This is a genomic window from Paenibacillus terricola (assembly GCF_014779765.1).
Taxonomy (GTDB): domain Bacteria; phylum Bacillota; class Bacilli; order Paenibacillales; family Paenibacillaceae; genus Paenibacillus_T; species Paenibacillus_T terricola.
Genome location: NZ_JACXZA010000006.1, coordinates 431,592 through 452,198, shown reverse-complemented (window position 1 = coordinate 452,198; position 20,607 = coordinate 431,592). Strand labels below are relative to the sequence as shown.

Here is a 20,607-nt window from a genome sequence, read left to right as displayed (position 1 = left end):
GCTAAGATGAGGCCATCCGAGACACAAGCAAGGTCATACGGAAAGTCGCACAACGAGGAGGTGAAATCTTGAAATCTGCTGTCACTGCAACTATCAAAAACGAAAACGGTTTATTGGAAAAGAGCAAAGCGAAGAAGGGATTTAAGTATTATTTTCGCCGAGACTGGCAGTTCTACTCACTGCTGCTCATTCCTATTGCTTTCGTCCTGGTCTTCAAGTACGCTTCCATGTTCGGTCTTATTATCGCGTTCAAAAATTACCGAATAGCGGATGGCTTCTGGGGAAGCGAATGGGTAGGTCTTGACGTATTTAAACAGCTCTTCTCGAAACCGGACTTTGTCCGTGCGATTCGCAATACGTTGCTGCTCAATATATTGGGTTTGACATGTGGATTCATAATGCCGATCGTGCTTGCCTTATTGCTGAACGAGCTTAAAGGTGTCGTATTCAAACGTGTTAATCAGACGCTGCTGTATATGCCCCACTTTGTTTCATGGGTTATTATCGGCGCGATTGCCTATCAGTTGCTCGGCAAGGGCAGCGGTATGATCAATAATCTGATTGACCAGTTAGGCGGCGAACGCATTCCATTCTTACAGGATGATTTGCATTGGTTGTTTTCTTATATCGCCATCGGGGTGTGGCAAAGCATGGGCTGGGGATCGATTATCTATCTCGCTGCCATCAGCGGCATTAACCCGGAGCTTTATGAGGCTGCAACGGTCGACGGTGCCGGTAGATTGCGGAAAATGTGGAATGTGACGTTGCCTTCAATCCGACCAACCATCGTGACATTGTTGATTCTTAGCCTGGGCGGCATTATGGGTGGCTCTTTCGAGCATGTGTTTGCACTTGCGAATAAAGCGACCACCGAGTTTACGACGACGATTCCTGTCCTTGCGTTCCGATGGGGGATCGAGAATGGAAGCTTCAGCCGTGCAACAGCTCTAGGACTGTTCCAGTCTGTCATTGGGCTTATCCTGGTGTTGATTGCCGACCGTATCGCCAAGAAATTAGGCGAAGACGGATTGCTTTAGAGAGGGAGAGTACCATGAAACCATCCGTAAGCAGCTATGTCGTACCCCGTCGTTGGCGGTTCGATATATGGGATGTGCTGATTCGAATCGTATTGCTTGTAACATCATTATTATGCTTGTTTCCTTTCGTCCATATCATTGCCAAGTCGCTTAGCGATAACGCCTATGTAGTTGCCAATAAGGTATTCCTTATTCCGAAAGGATTTAACTTCGAGGCTTACGGCAAAATCTTTGCCGACTCAAGCATCATCAGATCGCTTTACGTCTCCATCGTCATTACCGTGCTATTCACGTTGCTTGGCATGATCGTAACCATTTGCGCTGCGTATCCATTATCGCGCAAGGATTTGAAGGGACGCACGTTGATTACCTTCATCTTCATGGTCACGCTGTACTTCGGCGGAGGCATGATCCCGGATTATTTGCTCATTCACAACTTGCACATGCTTGATACGATTTGGTCGTTGATTCTGCCAGGCGCTTTCAGTGCCTTCAATCTTCTCATCTTCAAGAGCGCAATCGCGTCAAGCGTTCCGGAAAGCTTGGAGGAATCGGCTCGAATCGATGGGGCTGGAGCTTACCGCATTCTGTACAGCATCGTTCTTCCATTGACTAAACCAACGCTTGCAACGCTGGCTCTGTTCTACGCGGTAGGCCGATGGAACGCCTACGGGGATGCGCTGTTCTATATCAAACAGAATGTTGAACTGCGGCCGCTGCAATTAAAGCTGTACTATCTGGTCGTGCAAGCGAGTGAAAGCTTCCAATTGGAGATTACGACTGTGTCTTTGACCAATCCGGAAGTACTCAAAGCAGCCTGCGTCGTATTCGCAACGCTGCCGATTCTTGTCGTGTACCCCTTCATTCAAAAGTACTTCGTGCAGGGGGTGATGCTTGGCGCAGTAAAAGAGTAGCAGTTATGAATGGCAGCGTTATAAAAAAGGGAGGATCTACATTTATCATGAAGAAAACGGCTAAGGTAAGCATGGTACTCGTACTCTTGATCGGTCTGCTTGCTGCTTGTTCCAAAGACAGCAATGAAAAGAAAACAGATAATCCAGAGCCAGCACAAACGACCACGACTACTGACAATCAGGAGACAACACCGGATAGCAAATTCGCTGATTATTCGAAGGGCTTCGAGAAAGCGGTTACGATTAAAATTCCGGTCTATGAACGCGCATTCGAAGGCTGGAATGTCAGCGATAACTACTATACGCGCTGGATTCAGAAGGAATTCGGCGGGAAGTACAACGTGAAAGTAGACTTCGTTCCGATCTCGCGCGGCGGAGAAGTGACGGATTACCAGCAGCTTCTCGCTGCAGGCAATGCACCTGATATCATCTACCATTACGACATGCCGCAAGCAATGGCATACTATAGCCAGAATGTTATGCAACCGCTTAATTACGAAGAGGTGGCGAACTATGCGCCAACTTACTGGAATAATCTGAAGGCAATCAATGAGCAATACGGCGTTCTCGACGGTAAGAATACGTTCGTCTTTGCTTCCCGTCCGGACTACGGCAACTTCGCTGGCATCATTCGCAAGGACTGGGTTGAGAAGGTCGGCATGAAAGTGGAAGATCTGACTTCCCTCGAGAAATTCAACGAAATGCTCGTGAAATGGAAGGAAGCAGGACTTGGAACGGCCGGCGCAGGATTAACGGCAAACATATATAACTACGCTGGCGCATTCCGCGATTATCCGGTCGATCCTAAAGAAAATGTAATCTATTCGGATATCGCTGTCGGCGAATTTACGACGAAGGCTACGGAAAGATGGCTGAAGAACCTTAGCTATCAGTATCATAACGGTCTGATTGACCCAGAGTTCTATCTGCGCAAAGACGGCGTTTCTCAGAAGGCTGAATTCGTAGCGGGCAGAACGGGTACTTTTGGCGATTATATGGCAAGCAACATGGATCTATTCGAAGCTACGAAGAAGAATAATCCGGAAGCTGAATTCGCTTATCTCCCTGCAGTTGCGGGCATTCCAGGCGGTAAAGATCTTCCGATTAACTCGCCATATCCGTTCGGCATGATTATGGGCATTAACTCTGCAACATCGGACGAAGCGCGTATCGCGATCTGGATGTACCTCGAGTGGATGAGTCAGCCAGACGTTCTGTTCTTCCTGCAGAATGGGGTAGAAGGCGAGAACTACACGCTGGACGCAGACGGCATTCCTGTGAAGAATGATGCATTTACCGGCGAATCCGCTCTTTCGAAGAACAACAACAAAGACTACTGGTGCCTTGTAACCGAAGCGCCGTCGTACGGCTCGGAAGAACAAACGCTTAAGGCGCTGAAGAAGTTCTGGACGCCGCCGGGTTATGAGCAGATCGTTGATGATATGCTCGCCGCAGCTGCAGAAGCTAAGGCAAAGAGAGGCACGACACATGATCCTATGTTTATCACTCCGATCGCTGCAGTGAACGAGTACAAGGCGGATCTGAACAACCTGTTCCAGGAGCTCTATCTGAAGATCGTAATGGGACCGGAAGATCAATTCGACAAGCTGTATGCAGCTGCGAAGGAACAATATCTGAAAGCTGGATATCAAGAGATTCTCGACGAGAAGTCGAAGGCCTATGATGCAGGTCAATTCATCAGCTAGTTAAACATTCGTGAAAGAGAGCTCCTTGAAACAAAGGGGAGCTCTCTTCTTCATGCCATGAAAGAAAACACCAAAATCAAAAAAACGAGACATATGAAAACGCTTTTAATTTCATTATACTATTCAGACGAAGAGCAAAGAGGATGTGTAATAGCATGTCACTAAGAGGGATTTTGAACGCCGATATTGGTCTAGGCACGATTAACCGCAACATTTATGGCCATTTCTCCGAGCATCTCGGAAGATGCATCTATGAAGGAATCTGGGTGGGAGAGGATTCTCCGATTCCGAACACGAACGGAATTCGCAACGATGTCGTGAACGCGCTAAAGCAGATCAAGATTCCGGTTCTCCGCTGGCCCGGCGGCTGCTTCGCTGACGAGTACCATTGGATGGACGGCATCGGTCCGAAGGAATCGCGCAAACGAATGATCAATACGCATTGGGGCGGCGTGGTCGAGAACAACCATTTTGGCACGCACGAGTTCATGGAGCTCTGCCGCCAGCTCGAGTGCGAGCCGTATATTAATGGCAATGTAGGCAGCGGCACCGTCCGCGAGATGTCCGAGTGGGTAGAGTATCTGACATTCCAAGGGGAGTCGCCGATGGCGGCGCTTCGTGCGGAAAATGGTCGGAAGGATGCTTGGAAGGTTACTTATTTCGGCGTCGGCAACGAGAACTGGGGCTGCGGCGGCCAGATGCGTCCGGAATATTATGCCGATCTATATCGTCAGTACCAGACGTATGTCCGCAACTATGACGGGAATCGAATTCATCGAATCGCATGCGGTCCGAACGTAGACGATTACAACTGGATGGAAGTCGCCATGCGTGAAGCCCATCGTTTCATGGATTCCATTACGCTTCATTACTATACAATACCAGGCCAGTGGGGCGAGAAGGGTGCAGCAACAGGCTTCTCGGAGGCGGAATGGTTCGAGACGCTGCGCAAGACGCTGAGGATGGACGAGCTAATCACGCGTCATACCGCCATTATGGATAAATACGATCCAACAAAACGAATCGGCTTGATCGTCGACGAGTGGGGCACTTGGTACGACGTGGAGCCGGGCACGGTTCCAGGCTTCCTTTATCAGCAGAACTCGCTGCGGGATGCGCTTGTCGCGGGCGTTAACTTTAACATTTTCCACAAGCACCGCGACCGCGTACGAATGGCGAACATCGCGCAGACGATCAACGTATTGCAGGCTGTTATTCTAACCGATGGCGAGCAGATGGTCTTGACGCCGACGTATCATGTATTCGATATGTACAAGGTGCACCAAGATGCGGAGTTGCTTCAACTGTCGTTGGAAGGCGGAAGCTACAGCTTCGAAGGCAAAGAAGAGATCCCGGCGGTAACGTCGACGGCGTCGAAGGACAGCGAGGGCAAGATTCACATCAGCCTCTGCCACTTGAATCACTTGGCGTCAGCGGAAGTGTCGATTGATCTTCGTGGTTTGGCGGATACGTCGTTGAAGGCATCTGGCGTTACGATTACAGGCGATGCCATTGATGTGCACAATACGTTCGATCGGCCCGACCAGGTGAAGCCGCAGCCGTTCTCCGAATGCTCGATCAAGGACGGCGTGCTGACAGTTTCGCTGCCAGCGATGTCGGTTACTACGATCGAGCTTGCATAGCCCCTCGGATGAATCGACTGACAAATGTCTCGGAATGCAAGGGCTGTCGCGAGGAATACAAAGTATCCGATGAGCAGATTAAACGATTGTTGGCTAGTCCCATGTTCTCCTCACCGGAATTGGTCGTGACCGATGAGGTTTACATGCAGCGACTGGCAGCATGCAACGGCTGCTCCAAGCTGGCAGGCAGCGTGACCTGCCAAGCTTGCGGCTGTATTGTGCCTGTCGTTGCCAAGCTGAGGCAGCGGCGATGTCCGCTCCCGGGCGGAGGTTTGTGGGAATCATAAGATTATAGGCTGATAGTTGGATATCCGTACAGGTGTCCAGATGTTTGGGCCAATATGCCATTGAAAAAGCTGCCGAATTATCGGTGGCTTTTAGTCTTTTCGTTTCGAGACAGTATTCAGCAAGCAGGGCATCTGATATAACGGTAGAAGAAAGTCAGCGTGAAAGGAAGGCTGCCCTTTGTTCAGTAAAATTCGAAATCTCAGTCTGACTAGGCAAATTCTATTACTGATTCTTATGATGCTGATCATCCTTCTGATTGCGTTCACGATACAAGATCGCATTGCAAAGCGAATTATTGAGCAGAAGGTGAAGGATTCGGCAGAGAAAATCTCGCTGCAGGTCGTCGAGAAGATGAGCAGCTTCAACGAAGATATACAAGGCATCTCGAACTTCTTATTCTATAGTCCGACGGTTCAGTCGTATTTGAACACGAGAGATGAATCGACACGAATTCTCAATCACCAAGAAATTCTTCTAATGTTCGATAATACGAATTCCATGAAAACAAGCATCAGAGGTATTCAGTTGTATGATATACAGGGCAAACAGCTTGCTAGATATGGGGAGGGAGACGATCTGGCCGAAGCAGGTCAGGTCAATAAATTAACCTATACCGGAAGATTGAATCTGGAGGCACGCCCTTCGGAGAACTTCTATGCCATTACTATGCCGGTATTCGGCATCGATAGTTATGGAGTAGCGACTGAATTGAAAGGCATTGGGCGTCTGTATATGGATGTGAAGAACTTCTATCCCATTCTAGAAGGGGCCCAAATAACGGACAATACCCAGGTTAGTCTTCTGGATGCAGAGAACAGAACGATTGTAAGCGAAGGAAATTTAACGACCAACGAAGTTTTAAACATTGATCAGTGGCAGAATAACTCCAATTATATCGTACAGTCGTTCATACTCCCTTATTCCAATTGGAAACTGGTGACGATTATTCCGAAAGGGGAGTTGTTGGAGGATCTAGATACAATTAAACAATTCAATATTTCGACTTATGCCGTTATGTTCGTGTTATTGCAGCTGTTTTTATTGCTCTTCTCTAATCGTATTCTGAAGCCGATTAAAGCGCTGCTGGATTTTGTCAAAACCTATCCTAAGCAAGGGGGGGACAACCGATTTAACGTTGTTCTTCACAATGAGATCGGCGTACTCGGTACAAACTTGAACAAAATGCTGGACGATATCAATTTATTAAGCGATGAAGTTCAGTCTGCTCAGAAGCGGATGTATGAAATTGAGCTGACGAAGAAACAGATGGAGGTTTCCGCGTATCGAAACCAGATTAACCCCCATTTTCTATACAATACGCTTGAGAGCATTCGTGCCGTCGCTTATTACCATGACGTACAGGATATTGTGAGCATCTCTGAATCACTGTCCAATATGTTCCGGTATGCCGTTAAGACCAATAACTTCGTGACGGTCAAGGATGAAATCGCGCACGTGCAAGAATATGCCCGCATTATAGATTTCCGATTCCGAGGAAGATTCCAATTTCAGTTCGTTGTGGATGAACGGTTGAAGGACATGCAGATGTTGAAAATGCTGCTGCAGCCGCTTGTAGAGAATGCCGTATATCATGGGCTTGAGCGAAAGGTTGGAGCCGGAACCGTAAGAGTCGAGGTTCATCGGCTGGAAGGCCAGCAGATACGCGTTGCCATACAAGATAACGGCAAAGGGATGGACGGAGGAAGGCTGCATGAAATAACAACGCGATTGCTTCAGTACAATTCACAACAGATACAGGGAGATGACAACGACAAGGGCATCGGCATGCTTAATATTTATCGTCGAATTAAGCTGTTCTATGGCGCTGCGGCTGAATTGACCATAGCAAGTGAACGGAATGAGGGAACGACAATTACGGTTACGTTCCCGGATCATCTGAACGAAACGTTCTGAGAGGGTGAAGGTTATGTATCGGGTATTAATTGTCGATGACGAACCATGGGTAGCCTATGGCCTATCTAAGCTCATTAATTGGGAGGAACACGGCTTTGAGGTGGTCGGTGAGGCGCATGATGGTTTAACGGCGATCGAGTTGATTACGCAAGAGAACCCCGAGGTTGTCATTTCGGATATTCGTATGCCCGGACTTGATGGCATTGAGCTGCTCGAGGAGATAAGGAGGCGCAAGCTGAATGCGACTGTCGTTCTAGTGAGCGGTTATTCGGAATTTCACTATGCGCAGCAAGCGTTGAAATTAGGCGCGTTCGATTATTTGTTGAAACAAGTCGATAAACGTGCGCTTGTTGAAACGATGTCGCGGCTGAAAGAAAAGTTGGATGACGAACAGCAGATGAATCGAGAGCCAGATGGCTTTCTTAACGACTTGTTTGATCTGCTGGATTATGATAGCCCCGTGACAATTGACCATTTTCTAACGAGCAAAGGCTATCGGTTTCAGCGTCCCCAATATTGTATAGTGAGCTGTCAATTCCCGTATGCCACCGTATCGCATAGCGATCAGCCGATTACCAAGGAAGGGATTGAATATCTTTCCTTTCGAACAGGACATAATCAAACCACACTGTTATGCAATTACGATGATAGTCACTCACCCAATGCCATGAACAATTGGATAGTCAATCACTTTGCTGATGCCGTTCATGTCGGGGGCAGTACGGCGGTTTCTAAGTCTGCCTTGTTATCGAAGCTTTATAGGGAAGCAGATATCGCGCTCTTTAGCTCTATATGCAACCCCGCACTAACTATAATAACTTATAAAGACCGCATAACAACGCCTGAGCTATCCGCCGATCTTCTTCTGCTGGAGCTTGCGATCAAAGAACAAAGGACATCTCATGTCAAGGAACTGTTGGCATCTATCGGAAATCGTTGTATACAACAGAATCTGCTTGTAGATCAAGTTACTGGAATGTACAACCAGATTGTGTCTTTGCTCCATAAATACTATAGCTTGATAAGTACAATGCGAGATGTCGAATTTATGACCTACGATCAGGTCGCTCGACAATACGGCAGCTATCATCAGTTGTTCGGCTGGCTTGAAGAGGTGTTCGGGACGCAGCATGAAACGGAATGGATCGTAAATAACGAACGAGTGAAGGAAATCATGCGATTCATAGATGCCAGATATACAGAGGATATTGTTCTAGGTGACGTGGCCAAACATTTCTCTATGAGCATCGGATATTTAAGCTCGCTTATTAAGAAACAGACAGGGAAGGGATATTCCGAATATATTACGGCCAAAAGAATTCAACGTGCAAAAGAACTGCTTGTCAATCCGACGTTATCCGTACAAGAGGTCGTGCAGTCAGTTGGATATAAAGATTATTTTCATTTCAACAAGCTGTTCAAGAAGCATGTTGGATTGACCCCAAGCAAGTATCGGAGGCTATAGGGGTCTGGTAAAATAAATCACCAAAATATAAAATCTCAACCATATGAAATTTTTGTCGCTCTATCTATAATAAACACACACTCAAGTAAGATCAGTCTTGGGGGGACTTAATATGAGGAAAGTATTCGTCTCCTTATTGGCAGCTGTGGTGATGATTGTAACGATAACGGGCTGCTTCGATAAGAATGGGAATCAAGAACGAGCTCTTGTTGATAACGAGTCGGACAAGCCGGTTTCTAACAATGCGGATCAAGTCGTTTGGTTCTCGGATGTAAGTAGTTGGACGCCCCCTTCTCCTTGGAGTACGGATCCTCAAACGGTTGAAGGCGCGATTACAGAGAAAACGGGGCTTACATTCGATTTCAATATCCCTACGCAAGATGGCGCAACAAAGCTGAGCTTGATGCTCGTGTCTAATGAGGAAATGCCCGATGTGATGACCATTACGAATGAGGTATTGGCAAAGAAGTTGATCCAGGCAGGCAAGGTGTGGGGGATGGAACAATTTCTCCAGGCATACGACCCTGACTCTCATTTGCTGCAGGATTTCCCGGAGGATTTGAAGCAGGTCATATCGGAGAGAGACGGAGGCTGGTATGCGCTTCCGAGCCACATCTCCACGAATGATATGAGAAATTTGTATCCGCCATCCAGTCAGTATTATAGCGACAGTCTATTGTACCGCAGAAATTTCGGCATCATGATCAATCAGAGCATTCTCGACAAATTGGGGCTCAAGCTGGAGGAAATAAGCACGGAAGACGGGCTCTTGCAAGCCTATCAGCAAATAAAAGATCGAAATCTCACGGTTGATGGCGCACCTGTTATTCCGCTTCAGGTAGACGGGAAAACCTACCAGGAAACAACGCTGGTGACGCTGCAAGATATGTTCGGCGTCATGCCTGTTGACAAGAACGGTGTATACCGAGATCGATTGCTTGCGCCTGAAACCAGGCATGCGCTTCATTTCCTATACCGATCGGCGCATGAAGGTTATTTTGGAGTGGGTCAGTTCACGATGGAAACAACCGCTGTCAAGTCAGAATTAATGACTGGCCGTGTATTCAGCTTTATTGGCAATACAGCCAACACGGGGCTCAAAGATATGGATTTCTGGGTCTCGCCAGGGCCCATTCTTTCAAATGAGGGGGCATCGCCGGTTATGGGCATATCGAAGGAAGCTCCTCCCGGCTGGATGCAGACCTATATATCGAAGACAACTCAACATCCAGAGAAGCTTGCCAAGTGGTTGAGCTACATGAGCAGTCCAGAAGGGATGATGCTCCATAATTTCGGCTTTGAGGGCAAGCACTACACGAAGAATGAACATGATCTGGTTGTTCTAACGGAAGAAGGCAAACAGGCGCAAGCTGGGTTTGCTGCATCGGGGGTTAGCGCTTTCTGGCCTTTCGCTAATGTCTCCTGGCATGATTCCGTCTTTCAAGCTCCGATGGAGATGACAGGTGCGGATGGGCTGGTTGTGTTGGCCGTTCAGTCTGCTTTCGGCAAGTCAAAACACACCGTCACTTATGAGAATGCTCCGTTCCGGCTGCCTGCCGATTACATCCAATCGGGCAGCAAGTTGTCGGAGGATCAGGAGCAGATCAATCGATATAAGGAATCTCAAATTACCAAAATCGTAATGGCTAAGAGCGATCAAGCCTTCTCCTCACTTTACGATGAGATGATCGTTAAACTAAGAAACCTTGGAATTAAGGCGATTGATGCCAAGATCAATGAGAAGGTACAAGAGCAGATGGATAAACTCAGCATCGATGTAAGGGGAGTCAACTCGTAAGATTCCGTCATGCCGGCCAAGGTACGGTCAAGGATTGTGCTTTGGCTATGCTATTTAAGCGCGATAGTAAGAAGAATCCTATAATGAGAACAATTGTATCAGCTGATTTGGACGGATAGATGCTTCAACAGGAATAATATTGTGAAAATAATCACAAACTTCGTGCCAGGTGAAGGAGTGGGACATAAATGACGGTTAAAGGAACATTGACCATTCGGACAACAAAACGCGAAGACTCACCGGGAGATTTGTTAGGCATGTTCTTCGAAGACTTGAATCATGCGGCTGACTCAGAGTCTGAAGGCAATCGATCCTGCGCATTTGATCCGATCGATCCACTGCATGTTCATACGTTGACCGCTTGGGAGAAGGTCGAGTGTGAAGACGGTCATCAGGATTTCGACTTAGCTAAGAAACATGCTCGGAAGCTGTTTTTGCAACATCAAGGTGATTATGAGCTTCAGGTTATTGCTCAAGGCTTCGAGAAGCCGTTTAAACAGGAGATGAGATCGATCGAAGGGATGATCGCGATTGCAACGGATCAAGGAGCCGCGGAATTTTCTCGGATTCATCTAATCGATCACGCAACAGGCGAAATTCAAGCACTTGGCGCCGAGCACACCGTTCTGTTCGATACGGAGCAAACGCGTGCTAATGGTAAATCGCGCCGCATGCTGGAGCTTAAAGCAATCGCGAGTGAGCATTACACGCTATCCCTTATAGCAAGAAGGATAGAAGGCAGCAAAGGCGTATTCATTCACTTCGGTCGGCGCGATGACCAGAATCAGATTATATGGGAGATTGGCGGACGGAAGAATCAGGATTCATTGATCAGTGCCTTTGTGGAAGGAAGAAGCTCCGTCCTTATCCAGAGCCTGTTCACGGTTGAGACGAATGTTGATTATCATCTAGTTCTCGTTGTTCATGGCAGAACAATCCGAGCCTATATCAATGGCATCCTTGTTGCGGAGACAGAGTATCGCACTGCCGTCATAGAATCACTCTATTATTCCTCCAGCATAGAAGAAGTGACAGGCGATATCATTCTCAAGGTTGTGAATGTTCAGGGTAAAGAGGCTGCTGCTGCCGTTCGTTTGGAGGATCTCGAGCTTACTCTACTTCATATTGAGGCCGCCCAACTATCGTGGCATGGGCTCCGCGAGGAGAACATTTGCGAAGAACCGGAACGTATCGTACCGGCTTACACCGAATTTGATTCGCAGGGAAGTACATTTGAATACATGTTTCCGAGTCGCTCGGTGACGGTCTTGCGGATGAAGAGCCATTCGGCAGCGAAGTTTTGTTAATGAACGCCCTTATTTGATTCTAGACGCGACAATTGATCAATTTTGCACAGTACAAGCTCTTTATGAGGGATATTGTCAAAATCCGCTGCAAATAATCAATACACGTCGTTTACCGGCCAGGGATGGGCCGATATGATGGGCACATCCCCAGTTGCGATAAACGAGGAGTTGGCGATGCGAAAGTCCCAACTGCACTTAATAAAATGAAACCGCTTCATTTTGCTGCCGGCGACATGAATGACTGCAATATCAAACGCATGAGCCTTTGCCATTCGCAGAGGCTTACGATATGGAGGACGAACATACATGCATATTCAAGCTTCAGTTACCGAATTAAAGCAAGTCATCGATCAAGTAGTGGATTATACGTTCGGCATGGATTTAACTTGGGATTGGCCAGGCGGCGTTGCCTTCTATGGCGTAAGCCGCGCTTTCGAGGTAACAGGCGAACAAGCATATCTCGAGAGAATGATTGCTTGGGCAGATGATTATTTCGAGGCAGGACTTCCTTCTGTATGGACGGTGAATGCATGCGCGATGGGGCATATGCTGATTACACTGTATCAGCATACGAACGAACAGAAGTACTTGGATCTCATCCTAAGCAAGGTCGATTATTTGGAGCATCACGCACTCCGTTTTGGTGACCGCGTGCTTCAGCATACCGTATCGGCTAGCAACGATTTTCCTGAACAATGTTGGGCTGACACACTGTTCATGGCCGCTTACTTCTTGATGCGCGTAGGCGTGTTACTGGAGCGAAAGCCGCTCATCGAAGATGCGCTTCATCAATTCGAACGCCACATTCACTATCTGCAAGATGAGGATACCGGACTCTGGTACCACGGCTATAACCATATTCATGGTGACCATATGTCAGGGATTTACTGGGCACGCGCCAATGCTTGGGCCGCTTATACGATGTCGCGCGCAGCAAGAGTTGTGCCCGAGGGCTATCTGTATCCGCCAATGATGCATATATGGAGCTCGCTGCGCGACCAGCTTGCCGCAATCAAGAAGCTGCAGCAAGACGATGGCCTTTGGGGAACGGTGCTCGATTATTCCGAAGCATACGGCGAGGTATCCGCAACGGCAGGCATAGCAGCTGCCATGGTTATGCAAGGCAATCCGCTGCATGCCAAATATGTGCAGCAAGCACTGAGCGGCGTACTAGAGAACATAGCTGCCAACGGGCGTGTTAAGAATGTCTCAGGAGGGACGGCTGTCATGAAAGATATTGCAGGTTATCTCGGCATTGACCGCAAATGGGCGCAAGGCTGGGGACAGGGCTTGGCGCTCGCCTATCTAACAGCGGTTCTCGAGATGACACAATACATGCAGCAGCGGCAAGCCGTTCCCGCCAAGCCGTAATTTTAGAAGCGATATCAAGAAAGGAGGGGATGCGGTTTTTGGATTTGCAGCTAGAGTTTGCATCCAGTTGAACAACTATTAACTAGGAGGTCCATGTGGTGACAGAACGAAGAAGCAGAAATTATTGGAGCAAGAAAGTATTGTCCGTCTTATTATCCATTGCTGTGGTTGCAGGCAGTTTCTCAGCGGGTACAGGCAATATCGCGCGAGCAGCGGATGCCCCAACGATTCCAACGAGCGGTCTGATTGCGGATTATTCGTTCGCAGAAGCGCCGACGGATGGGAAGACGGTAGTTAACAATGTTACGGGGGAAGGCGCGGTTGGTGCAGCAGTCGTACAGAACGAGCTGACGGCCAAGTGGGAGGATCAATCGCTTGTATTCAATGGGGTAGGAACCTCGAATACAGGGACAGGCACATGGGTGTCATTGCCTAACAACATACTAAGCGGCAAAACCTCGGCTACGATCAGCATTGAAGTGAAGCCAAGCGCAGCCATCATTACGAAAAACCATTTTCTGTGGAGCATCGGCAATGCAGGAACGGCAACCTATTGGTTCGCGAATACGCTGGTTCCTCGTTCTTCGATTAAGTACTACAATACGGAGAAAACAGCTCAATCTCCTAACAAGCTTGTTGCCGATCGCTGGTACAGCCTCACGTCCGTCATTGACGCGGATGCGAAGACGATCTCCTTCTACGTGGACGGAGTGAAGGTTGGCGAAACAACGGAGACGAACCTGTCACTCGCGCAAGTCGCAGATCAAACGCGGAATACGATTGGCCGCGCGCCATTCAACGATCCGATGTTCGAAGGTTCGGTATCGACCTTCCGCGTTTATGATCGTGCATTGAACGGAGGGGAAGTCAAGGCGATTTCCGATGTGGATGCAGGTCAGCATGCGCCGTACTTCCAACAGTTGGCGCAAGCTGCTATTGCGAGCGTTGCAGACATTGAGGTTAACTCCTCAAAGTTAAATCTTCCAAGCTATAATGGCACAGTAACGTGGACGTCCAACACGCCTGCTGTAACCATTGCCGCGGATGGCATTAGCGCGACCGTCGTGCAGCCGGCTGCTGGCAGCGAGCCGTTAGTTGGAACGCTTATCGCTACGATGACCCTTCGCGGTCAAAGCGTGTCTAAGAATGTAACCGTCACCATTCAGTCATTAACGTCGAATCCGATTCCGACAAGCGGTCTAATTGCGGATTATTTGTTCACGAAAGCGCCAGCGGATGGGAAGACGGTCGTGAACAACGCTGTAGGGGAAGGCGCAGTCGGTGCGGCAGTCGTGCAGAACGAGCTGACGGCCAAGTGGGAGGATCAATCTCTTGTATTTAATGGAGCGGGAACCTCTAATACCGGAACAGGTACGTGGGTCTCACTGCCGAACAATATCCTAAGCGGCAAGAACTCGGCTACGATCAGTATTGAAGTGAAGCCAAGCGCAGCTATCCTGACGAAGAACCATTTCCTCTGGAACATTGGCAATGCAGGAACGGCAACCTATTGGTTCGCAAATACGCTGGCACCTCGTTCGTCGATTAAGTACTACAATACGGAGAAAACGGCTCAATCTTCTAACAAGCTTACTGCTGATCGCTGGTACAGCCTCACGTCCGTCATTGACGCGGATGCGAAGACGATCTCCTTCTACGTGGACGGAGTGAAGGTTGGCGAAACAACGGAGACGAACCTGTCACTCGCGCAAGTCGCAGATCAAACGCGGAGTACGATCGGCCGTGCGCCTTTTAATGATCCGATGTTTGAAGGTTCGGTATCGACCTTCCACGTCTACGACCGTGCATTGAACGCAGGGGAAGTCAAAGCGATTTCCGACATAGATGCAGCTCAGCATGCGGGTTACTTCCAGCAGTTGATGCAAAATACCGTTGCGAGCATTGCGGATATCGAGATCGGATACTCGAAGTTAAATCTTCCGAGCTATAATGGCACCGTCAAGTGGACGTCCAACACGCCTGCGGTAATCATTGCCGCAGATGGTATTAGCGCTTCTGTCGTTCAGCCGGCAGCAGGCAGCGAGCCGTTGATTGGAACGCTTACCGCTACGATGACTATTAGGGGCCAAAGCTTGTCCAAAAATGTAACCGTCACCATTCAGCCGCTATCATCTAATCCGATTCCGCAATACGGGCTGATTGCCGATTATTCGTTCACGCAAGCTCCAGCCGATGGCAAGACGGTAGCGAACAAGGCTGCAGGAACGGGGGCAGTCGGTGCGGCAGTCGTGCAGAACGAGACGACGGCCAAGTGGGAGGATCAGGCTCTCGTATTCTCCGGCACCGGGAACTCTAATGCCGGAACAGGCACGTGGGTTTCACTGCCTGACAATATACTGAGCGGCAAGACCTCGGCGACGATCAGCATTGAAGTAAAGCCGAGCGCAGCAATCGTCAATAAAAACCATTTCGTGTGGAATATCGGCAATACCGGCACCGACACGTATTGGTTCATGAACACGTTGGCTCCTCGAACGACGATCAAGTACGGCGGCAGCGAGAAGAATGCGCAGTCCGCGGCGAGGTTGACGGGCGGTCTGTGGTACAGCATTACGTCCGTCATTGATGCGGATACGAAGACGATCTCGTATTATGTTGACGGTGTGAAGGTCGCTTCCACGCAGGATAGCGGCATGTCGATCGCGCAGTTGACGAATCAAAGCCGGAATACGATCGGTCGTTCGCCATACGATGATCCGATGTTCGAAGGCTCGGTATCGAACCTGCGCGTCTATGATCGCGCTTTGGAGGCCGATGAGATTAAAGCCATATCCGCTGAGGACGTAAAGCTTCATGCGGGACCATTAGCGCCGACCGGCCTTGTCGTAAACAAGGTCATCGTGTCGCCTGCAGGAGACTCGGCATCGGTACTGCTGCAGTGGGAAGCAGTGAAAGGCGCAGCCAAGTATAACGTATATCGATCGGTTGCAGGCCAAGATGACTTCAGTTTCCTACAGCAAGTGACAGGAACGTCCTCCACGGACGGGACGGTTGAGATCTCCACGAATTATGAATACCGAGTGACAGTCGTAACGAGTAGGGAGATTGAATCCGATCCGAGTACGTCTGTGACAGTCGAAGTGCAGCTTCCGACCGAGCCGCCCGCGGCGCCAACGGGACTCGCTATTACAGGCATAACGAAGACGAACATCGGATTGAAATGGACACGCGTAGGCGATGGCGTTCTATACGCGATTTTCCGGGCGGATTCCGCGAACGGAACGTATAGCGAGGTTGGCCGTACAGCGGAGACGATGTATATGGATAGTACGGCTGACACGTCTAACGTGTACTACTATATCGTAAAAACATTAAATTACGCGGGATTCTCACAAAGCTCGAATGTCGCTGCAAGTGTTCCTTTCGCGCCGCCAACACGCCCTACAGGCGTTAATGTAGGCAAAGTGAGTAATAAGACGGTTGTCGTAAAATGGGATGCTGTGCAGAACGCAGAAACGTACAACATCTATTACAAGCTCGCTGCTGAGGAGCAGTATGCATATGTCGGAACGGCATCGGCAACCACGTATCCCCTTCAAGGGCTGACGGAAGATACCGCTTACGATGTCAACGTGACAGCTTTCAACTTCAAAGGGGAGTCCGATCCGTCGGAGACAGCAGCTTTCCGTACGAAGAAGGCGTTGAAATTCGACTTCGGCGATGTCGGTACTCCTGTACAAGCAGGCTATAATGCGGTGAACGTTAATACAATTTATGATCCGCAAGTCGGTTATGGACTTGCTGCAGGAACCAGTGCGTGGTCTCGCGATCGCGGGCCAGCGGCTAACCCATCGGCGGAGCCGCTGCGAGACATGACGCGCGATTGGATCAGTCTCGCTGGTCAATTCAATGTCGATCTGCCGAATGGTGTATATGCGGTGAAGCTTTATTCAGGCGACCTCGCAGGCACACAAGGCGTCGACATCATCATAGAAGGCAAAGGCTATGGCTTTATGGGCAGGGCAAAGAATGCTGTTGCCGACCGCTTGATTGAGAACGTCCTTGTTTCAGACGGGCAAATGACGTTCGACTTCGCTGGAGTGGTTAACGGCATCGAGATTACTCAAATCCTGTTATCGCCGACAGCTCTGCAGAAGGATGCGCAGAATAACGATCCAATCAATCCGTATGTATCGCTTTCATGGACACCTTCCATGGAGACAATCAAGCTCAAATACAATGTTTACCGCAAGACCGACAATGAGAGCAAGTTCGTGCTGGTAGGAAGCACGGTGACGAGCGCTTATGTCGACCATACGGTAGATGCCGGATTAGAGTATGACTATCGGGTGACGGCTGTTGATGCTGCAGGCGTGGAATCATCGCCAACTGCTCCCCTGAGCGTCAATCTGAAGGATGAGTCGGTTTCGATCCCTTCGGTTCCCGTTGATTTGCAAATCGGAGCCGTAAACAAGAATGACTTGACATTCACATGGGACGCAAGCGCTGAAGCTAATGTCTACTATATCTACCGTGCGAAGAATGCAACTGGAGCCTATGAACGGGTAGGCAGAAGTTTGGAAACTTCTTTCACGGACACGACGGTACTGACATCGGCTCCTTATTACTACAAAGTTGCAGCGCTGAACGCTGGCGGGATATCGGAGCTATCCGATGTGCTGGTGACGCCTGTTGTAACGACGTTGTACCGTCAAGCGGAGTTCCTTGATCGTGCGCTCGTTGCGGTTAAAACGGACGATGGCATATATGTTGGATGGAAGATGCTAGGTACAGATCCTTCCGATATTGCCTTCAATCTCTATCGTGATGGCGTGAAAGTCAATGCACAACCGGTAACGGGAGCGACTAATCTGCTGGACGAGGACGGCACGGAGACCTCTGTGTACGTATTGAAAACCGTTGCAGCTAATGGAAGCGAGAAAATAGCTTCGAAAGAAGCCAGCGTATGGAATAAGAATTACTTGTCCGTTCCTCTGCAGAAGCCAGCAGATGACGTTATCCCTACCGGCGAGTCTTATACTTACTATGCTAATGATACCAGCGTAGGCGATCTCGATGGAGACGGCACCTACGAATTGATTGTGAAATGGGATGGACGCGGTGCTGATAATTCGCAATTCGGCTATACGGGTATCGTATACCTCGATGCTTATAAGCTGGACGGCACACTGCTGTGGCGCATCAATCTTGGCAAGAACATCCGGAATGGCGCTCACTATACGCAGTTCCTGGTATATGACTTTGACGGAGACGGCAAATCAGAGGTAGCCTTCAAGACAGCAGATGGAACAGTGGATGGTACCGGCGCTGTAATTGGCGATCCGAATGCGGACTATCGGAACACAGCCGGCTTCATTCTGGATGGGCCGGAATATTTGACCATATTCGATGGTTTAACGGGTAAAGCGCTTACGACGACAGACTATATTCCTGAGCGCGGCAATGTACAGGATTGGGGAGATGGATACGGCAACCGGGTCGACCGCTTCCTGGCAGCCGTGGCTTATCTGGACGGCGAGCATCCGAGTCTGATTTTCAGCCGCGGCTATTATACGAGATCGGTTATTGCTGCATATGACTACAAAGACGGACAGCTCGTTAAACGTTGGGTGTTCGATACGAACGAAGCTGGTTCGGAATACGAAGGCCAAGGCAATCATAACATTTCCATCGGAGATGTAGACGGCGATGGCAAGGACGAGATCACGTTCGGCGCGATGGGGATCGACGACGATGGACAACCACTCTACAACACGCGTCTGGAGCATGGTGACGCCATGCATCTGGGCGATCTCGATCCGACACGTCCGGGGCTTGAATTGTTCGATATCCACGAACATCCAGTTGAATATCGTGCAGAGATGCGTGACCCGTTGACAGGAGAGATTCTGTGGGGCATTAAGACCGATTTTGATGTTGGACGAGGATTAACGGCTGACATTGATCCGAATTATCTCGGTGAAGAAGCATGGGGTGCAGCAATCGTGAATAATGGTGCTGAACCAATTCAGGGTCTGTATAGCGTCAAGGGCGAGCTTATTTCGACCAAGGCTCCGTCTTCCACGAACTTCGCGATCTGGTGGGACGGCGACCTGAGCCGCGAACTGCTCAACCATGTAACTAGTGATGGAACCGGCACGATTGATAAATGGGATCCTGCAACGCAAACAACGTTCAATCTGTTGACGGCAGCAGGAACCCAGTCCAATAACGGAACGAAGGGTAATCCGAGCCTGCAGGCAGACTTGTTCGGCGACTGGCGCGAGGAAGCGATCTGGCGCAGCATCGACAGCACCGAGCTGCGAATCTATACGACGACTGATCTGACCGATACGCGTCTTCGTACGTTGATGCACGACCCGATCTATCGACTGGGCATCGCTTGGCAGAATGTTGGATACAACCAACCGCCGCATACGAGTTTCTACCTCGGAACGGGTATGGAAGAGCCTCCGGCTCCGAAAATCATCATTGTGGGTGATCATGCGCAGCCATTGGCAGAGGGGAAACCAGGCAAACCTGTTCTTTCGGATAACAATGGTCACGATAGCGGGCTTAAAGATGGGGATTATTCCGTTACCATGAACCTGTGGTGGGGCAATAACGGTAACCAATTTAAGCTTTATGAGAATGGTGTACTCGTAAGTTCTGTGAAACTGGCAGACGCATCTCCTAATGCGCAGTCTGTGAAAACCGATCTGAGCGGCAAGAAGAACGGTACTTATGTGTACACTTGTGAATTAACGAATTCGTTCGGCACAACCCAATGCGATCCTTATACTGTAACGGTAACGGATGCATTACCGGCGAAGGCGTCACTATCCCACGATAACTGGGATAAAGACGGCAACTACAAGGTGACGATGAATTTATGGTGGGGCACGAATGCTGCCCGATACGAGCTTTACGAGAATGGCACTCTAGTCGACACGCAATCGCTGGTGGCCAGCACGCCAGGTGCTCAATCCGCGGTATCCATCATTAGCGGTAAAGCTCCGGGTACTTATACGTACCAAGCAAAACTAATCAATGACGCCGGAGAGACGGCTACCTCAACTATAACCGTCACCGTTAAGAATTAATGCGCGCACCGAACTAGGATCAAACAACAGAAGCAAAGCAGTCATGTCACTAGTGGCTGCTTTGTTTCATTTAGACCGAGTCTTGTATCCGATCGGCAAA

11 protein-coding genes are annotated in these 20,607 nt (G+C 49.2%); all 11 read left to right on the top strand.

Translation table 11 applies throughout. The annotated features are described in order from the left end of the window. Window positions 1–92 precede the first annotated feature (92 nt). The 11 genes from H8B09_RS23725 (at window position 93) to H8B09_RS31095 (ending at window position 20,507) form a co-directional block, all read left to right on the top strand. A complete protein-coding gene (locus H8B09_RS23725) occupies window positions 93–1,037 on the top strand; it encodes an ABC transporter permease (RefSeq protein WP_397376093.1) in 945 nt (314 codons plus the stop codon). A 14-nt stretch (window positions 1,038–1,051) separates the two neighbouring features. Then, window positions 1,052–1,951: a carbohydrate ABC transporter permease gene (locus H8B09_RS23720; protein WP_191206053.1), complete on the top strand. Its 900-nt coding sequence runs from the start codon at window positions 1,052–1,054 to the stop codon at window positions 1,949–1,951. Window positions 1,952–1,998: 47 nt separating this feature from the next. Beyond that, window positions 1,999–3,657 (top strand): extracellular solute-binding protein, encoded by a 1,659-nt coding sequence (locus H8B09_RS23715; RefSeq protein WP_191206052.1) that lies wholly within the window; start codon window positions 1,999–2,001, stop codon window positions 3,655–3,657. A 155-nt stretch (window positions 3,658–3,812) separates the two neighbouring features. Then, a complete protein-coding gene (locus tag H8B09_RS23710) occupies window positions 3,813–5,300 on the top strand; it encodes an alpha-N-arabinofuranosidase (protein ID WP_191206051.1) in 1,488 nt (495 codons plus the stop codon). 8 nt (window positions 5,301–5,308) lie between these two features. Then, window positions 5,309–5,587, top strand: coding sequence for a hypothetical protein (locus tag H8B09_RS23705; protein WP_191206050.1), 279 nt, complete (start codon window positions 5,309–5,311; stop codon window positions 5,585–5,587). A 178-nt stretch (window positions 5,588–5,765) separates the two neighbouring features. Next, window positions 5,766–7,502 (top strand): cache domain-containing sensor histidine kinase, encoded by a 1,737-nt coding sequence (locus H8B09_RS23700; protein ID WP_191206049.1) that lies wholly within the window; start codon window positions 5,766–5,768, stop codon window positions 7,500–7,502. A gap of 13 nt (window positions 7,503–7,515) precedes the next feature. Then, entirely contained in the window at window positions 7,516–8,967 is a 1,452-nt protein-coding gene (locus H8B09_RS23695; protein WP_191206048.1) for a response regulator transcription factor, read from the top strand. 112 nt (window positions 8,968–9,079) lie between these two features. Further along, entirely contained in the window at window positions 9,080–10,765 is a 1,686-nt protein-coding gene (locus H8B09_RS23690) for a type 2 periplasmic-binding domain-containing protein (protein ID WP_191206047.1), read from the top strand. A gap of 188 nt (window positions 10,766–10,953) precedes the next feature. After that, window positions 10,954–12,072 carry a hypothetical protein gene (locus H8B09_RS23685; protein WP_191206046.1) on the top strand — a complete coding sequence of 373 codons (1,119 nt, stop codon included), beginning with the start codon at window positions 10,954–10,956 and terminating at the stop codon, window positions 12,070–12,072. A 306-nt stretch (window positions 12,073–12,378) separates the two neighbouring features. Further along, window positions 12,379–13,443, top strand: a complete 1,065-nt coding sequence (locus tag H8B09_RS23680; protein ID WP_191206045.1) for a glycoside hydrolase family 88/105 protein — start codon at window positions 12,379–12,381, stop codon at window positions 13,441–13,443. A gap of 98 nt (window positions 13,444–13,541) precedes the next feature. Next, a complete protein-coding gene (locus H8B09_RS31095) occupies window positions 13,542–20,507 on the top strand; it encodes a rhamnogalacturonan lyase family protein (protein ID WP_191206044.1) in 6,966 nt (2,321 codons plus the stop codon). Window positions 20,508–20,607 lie beyond the last annotated feature (100 nt).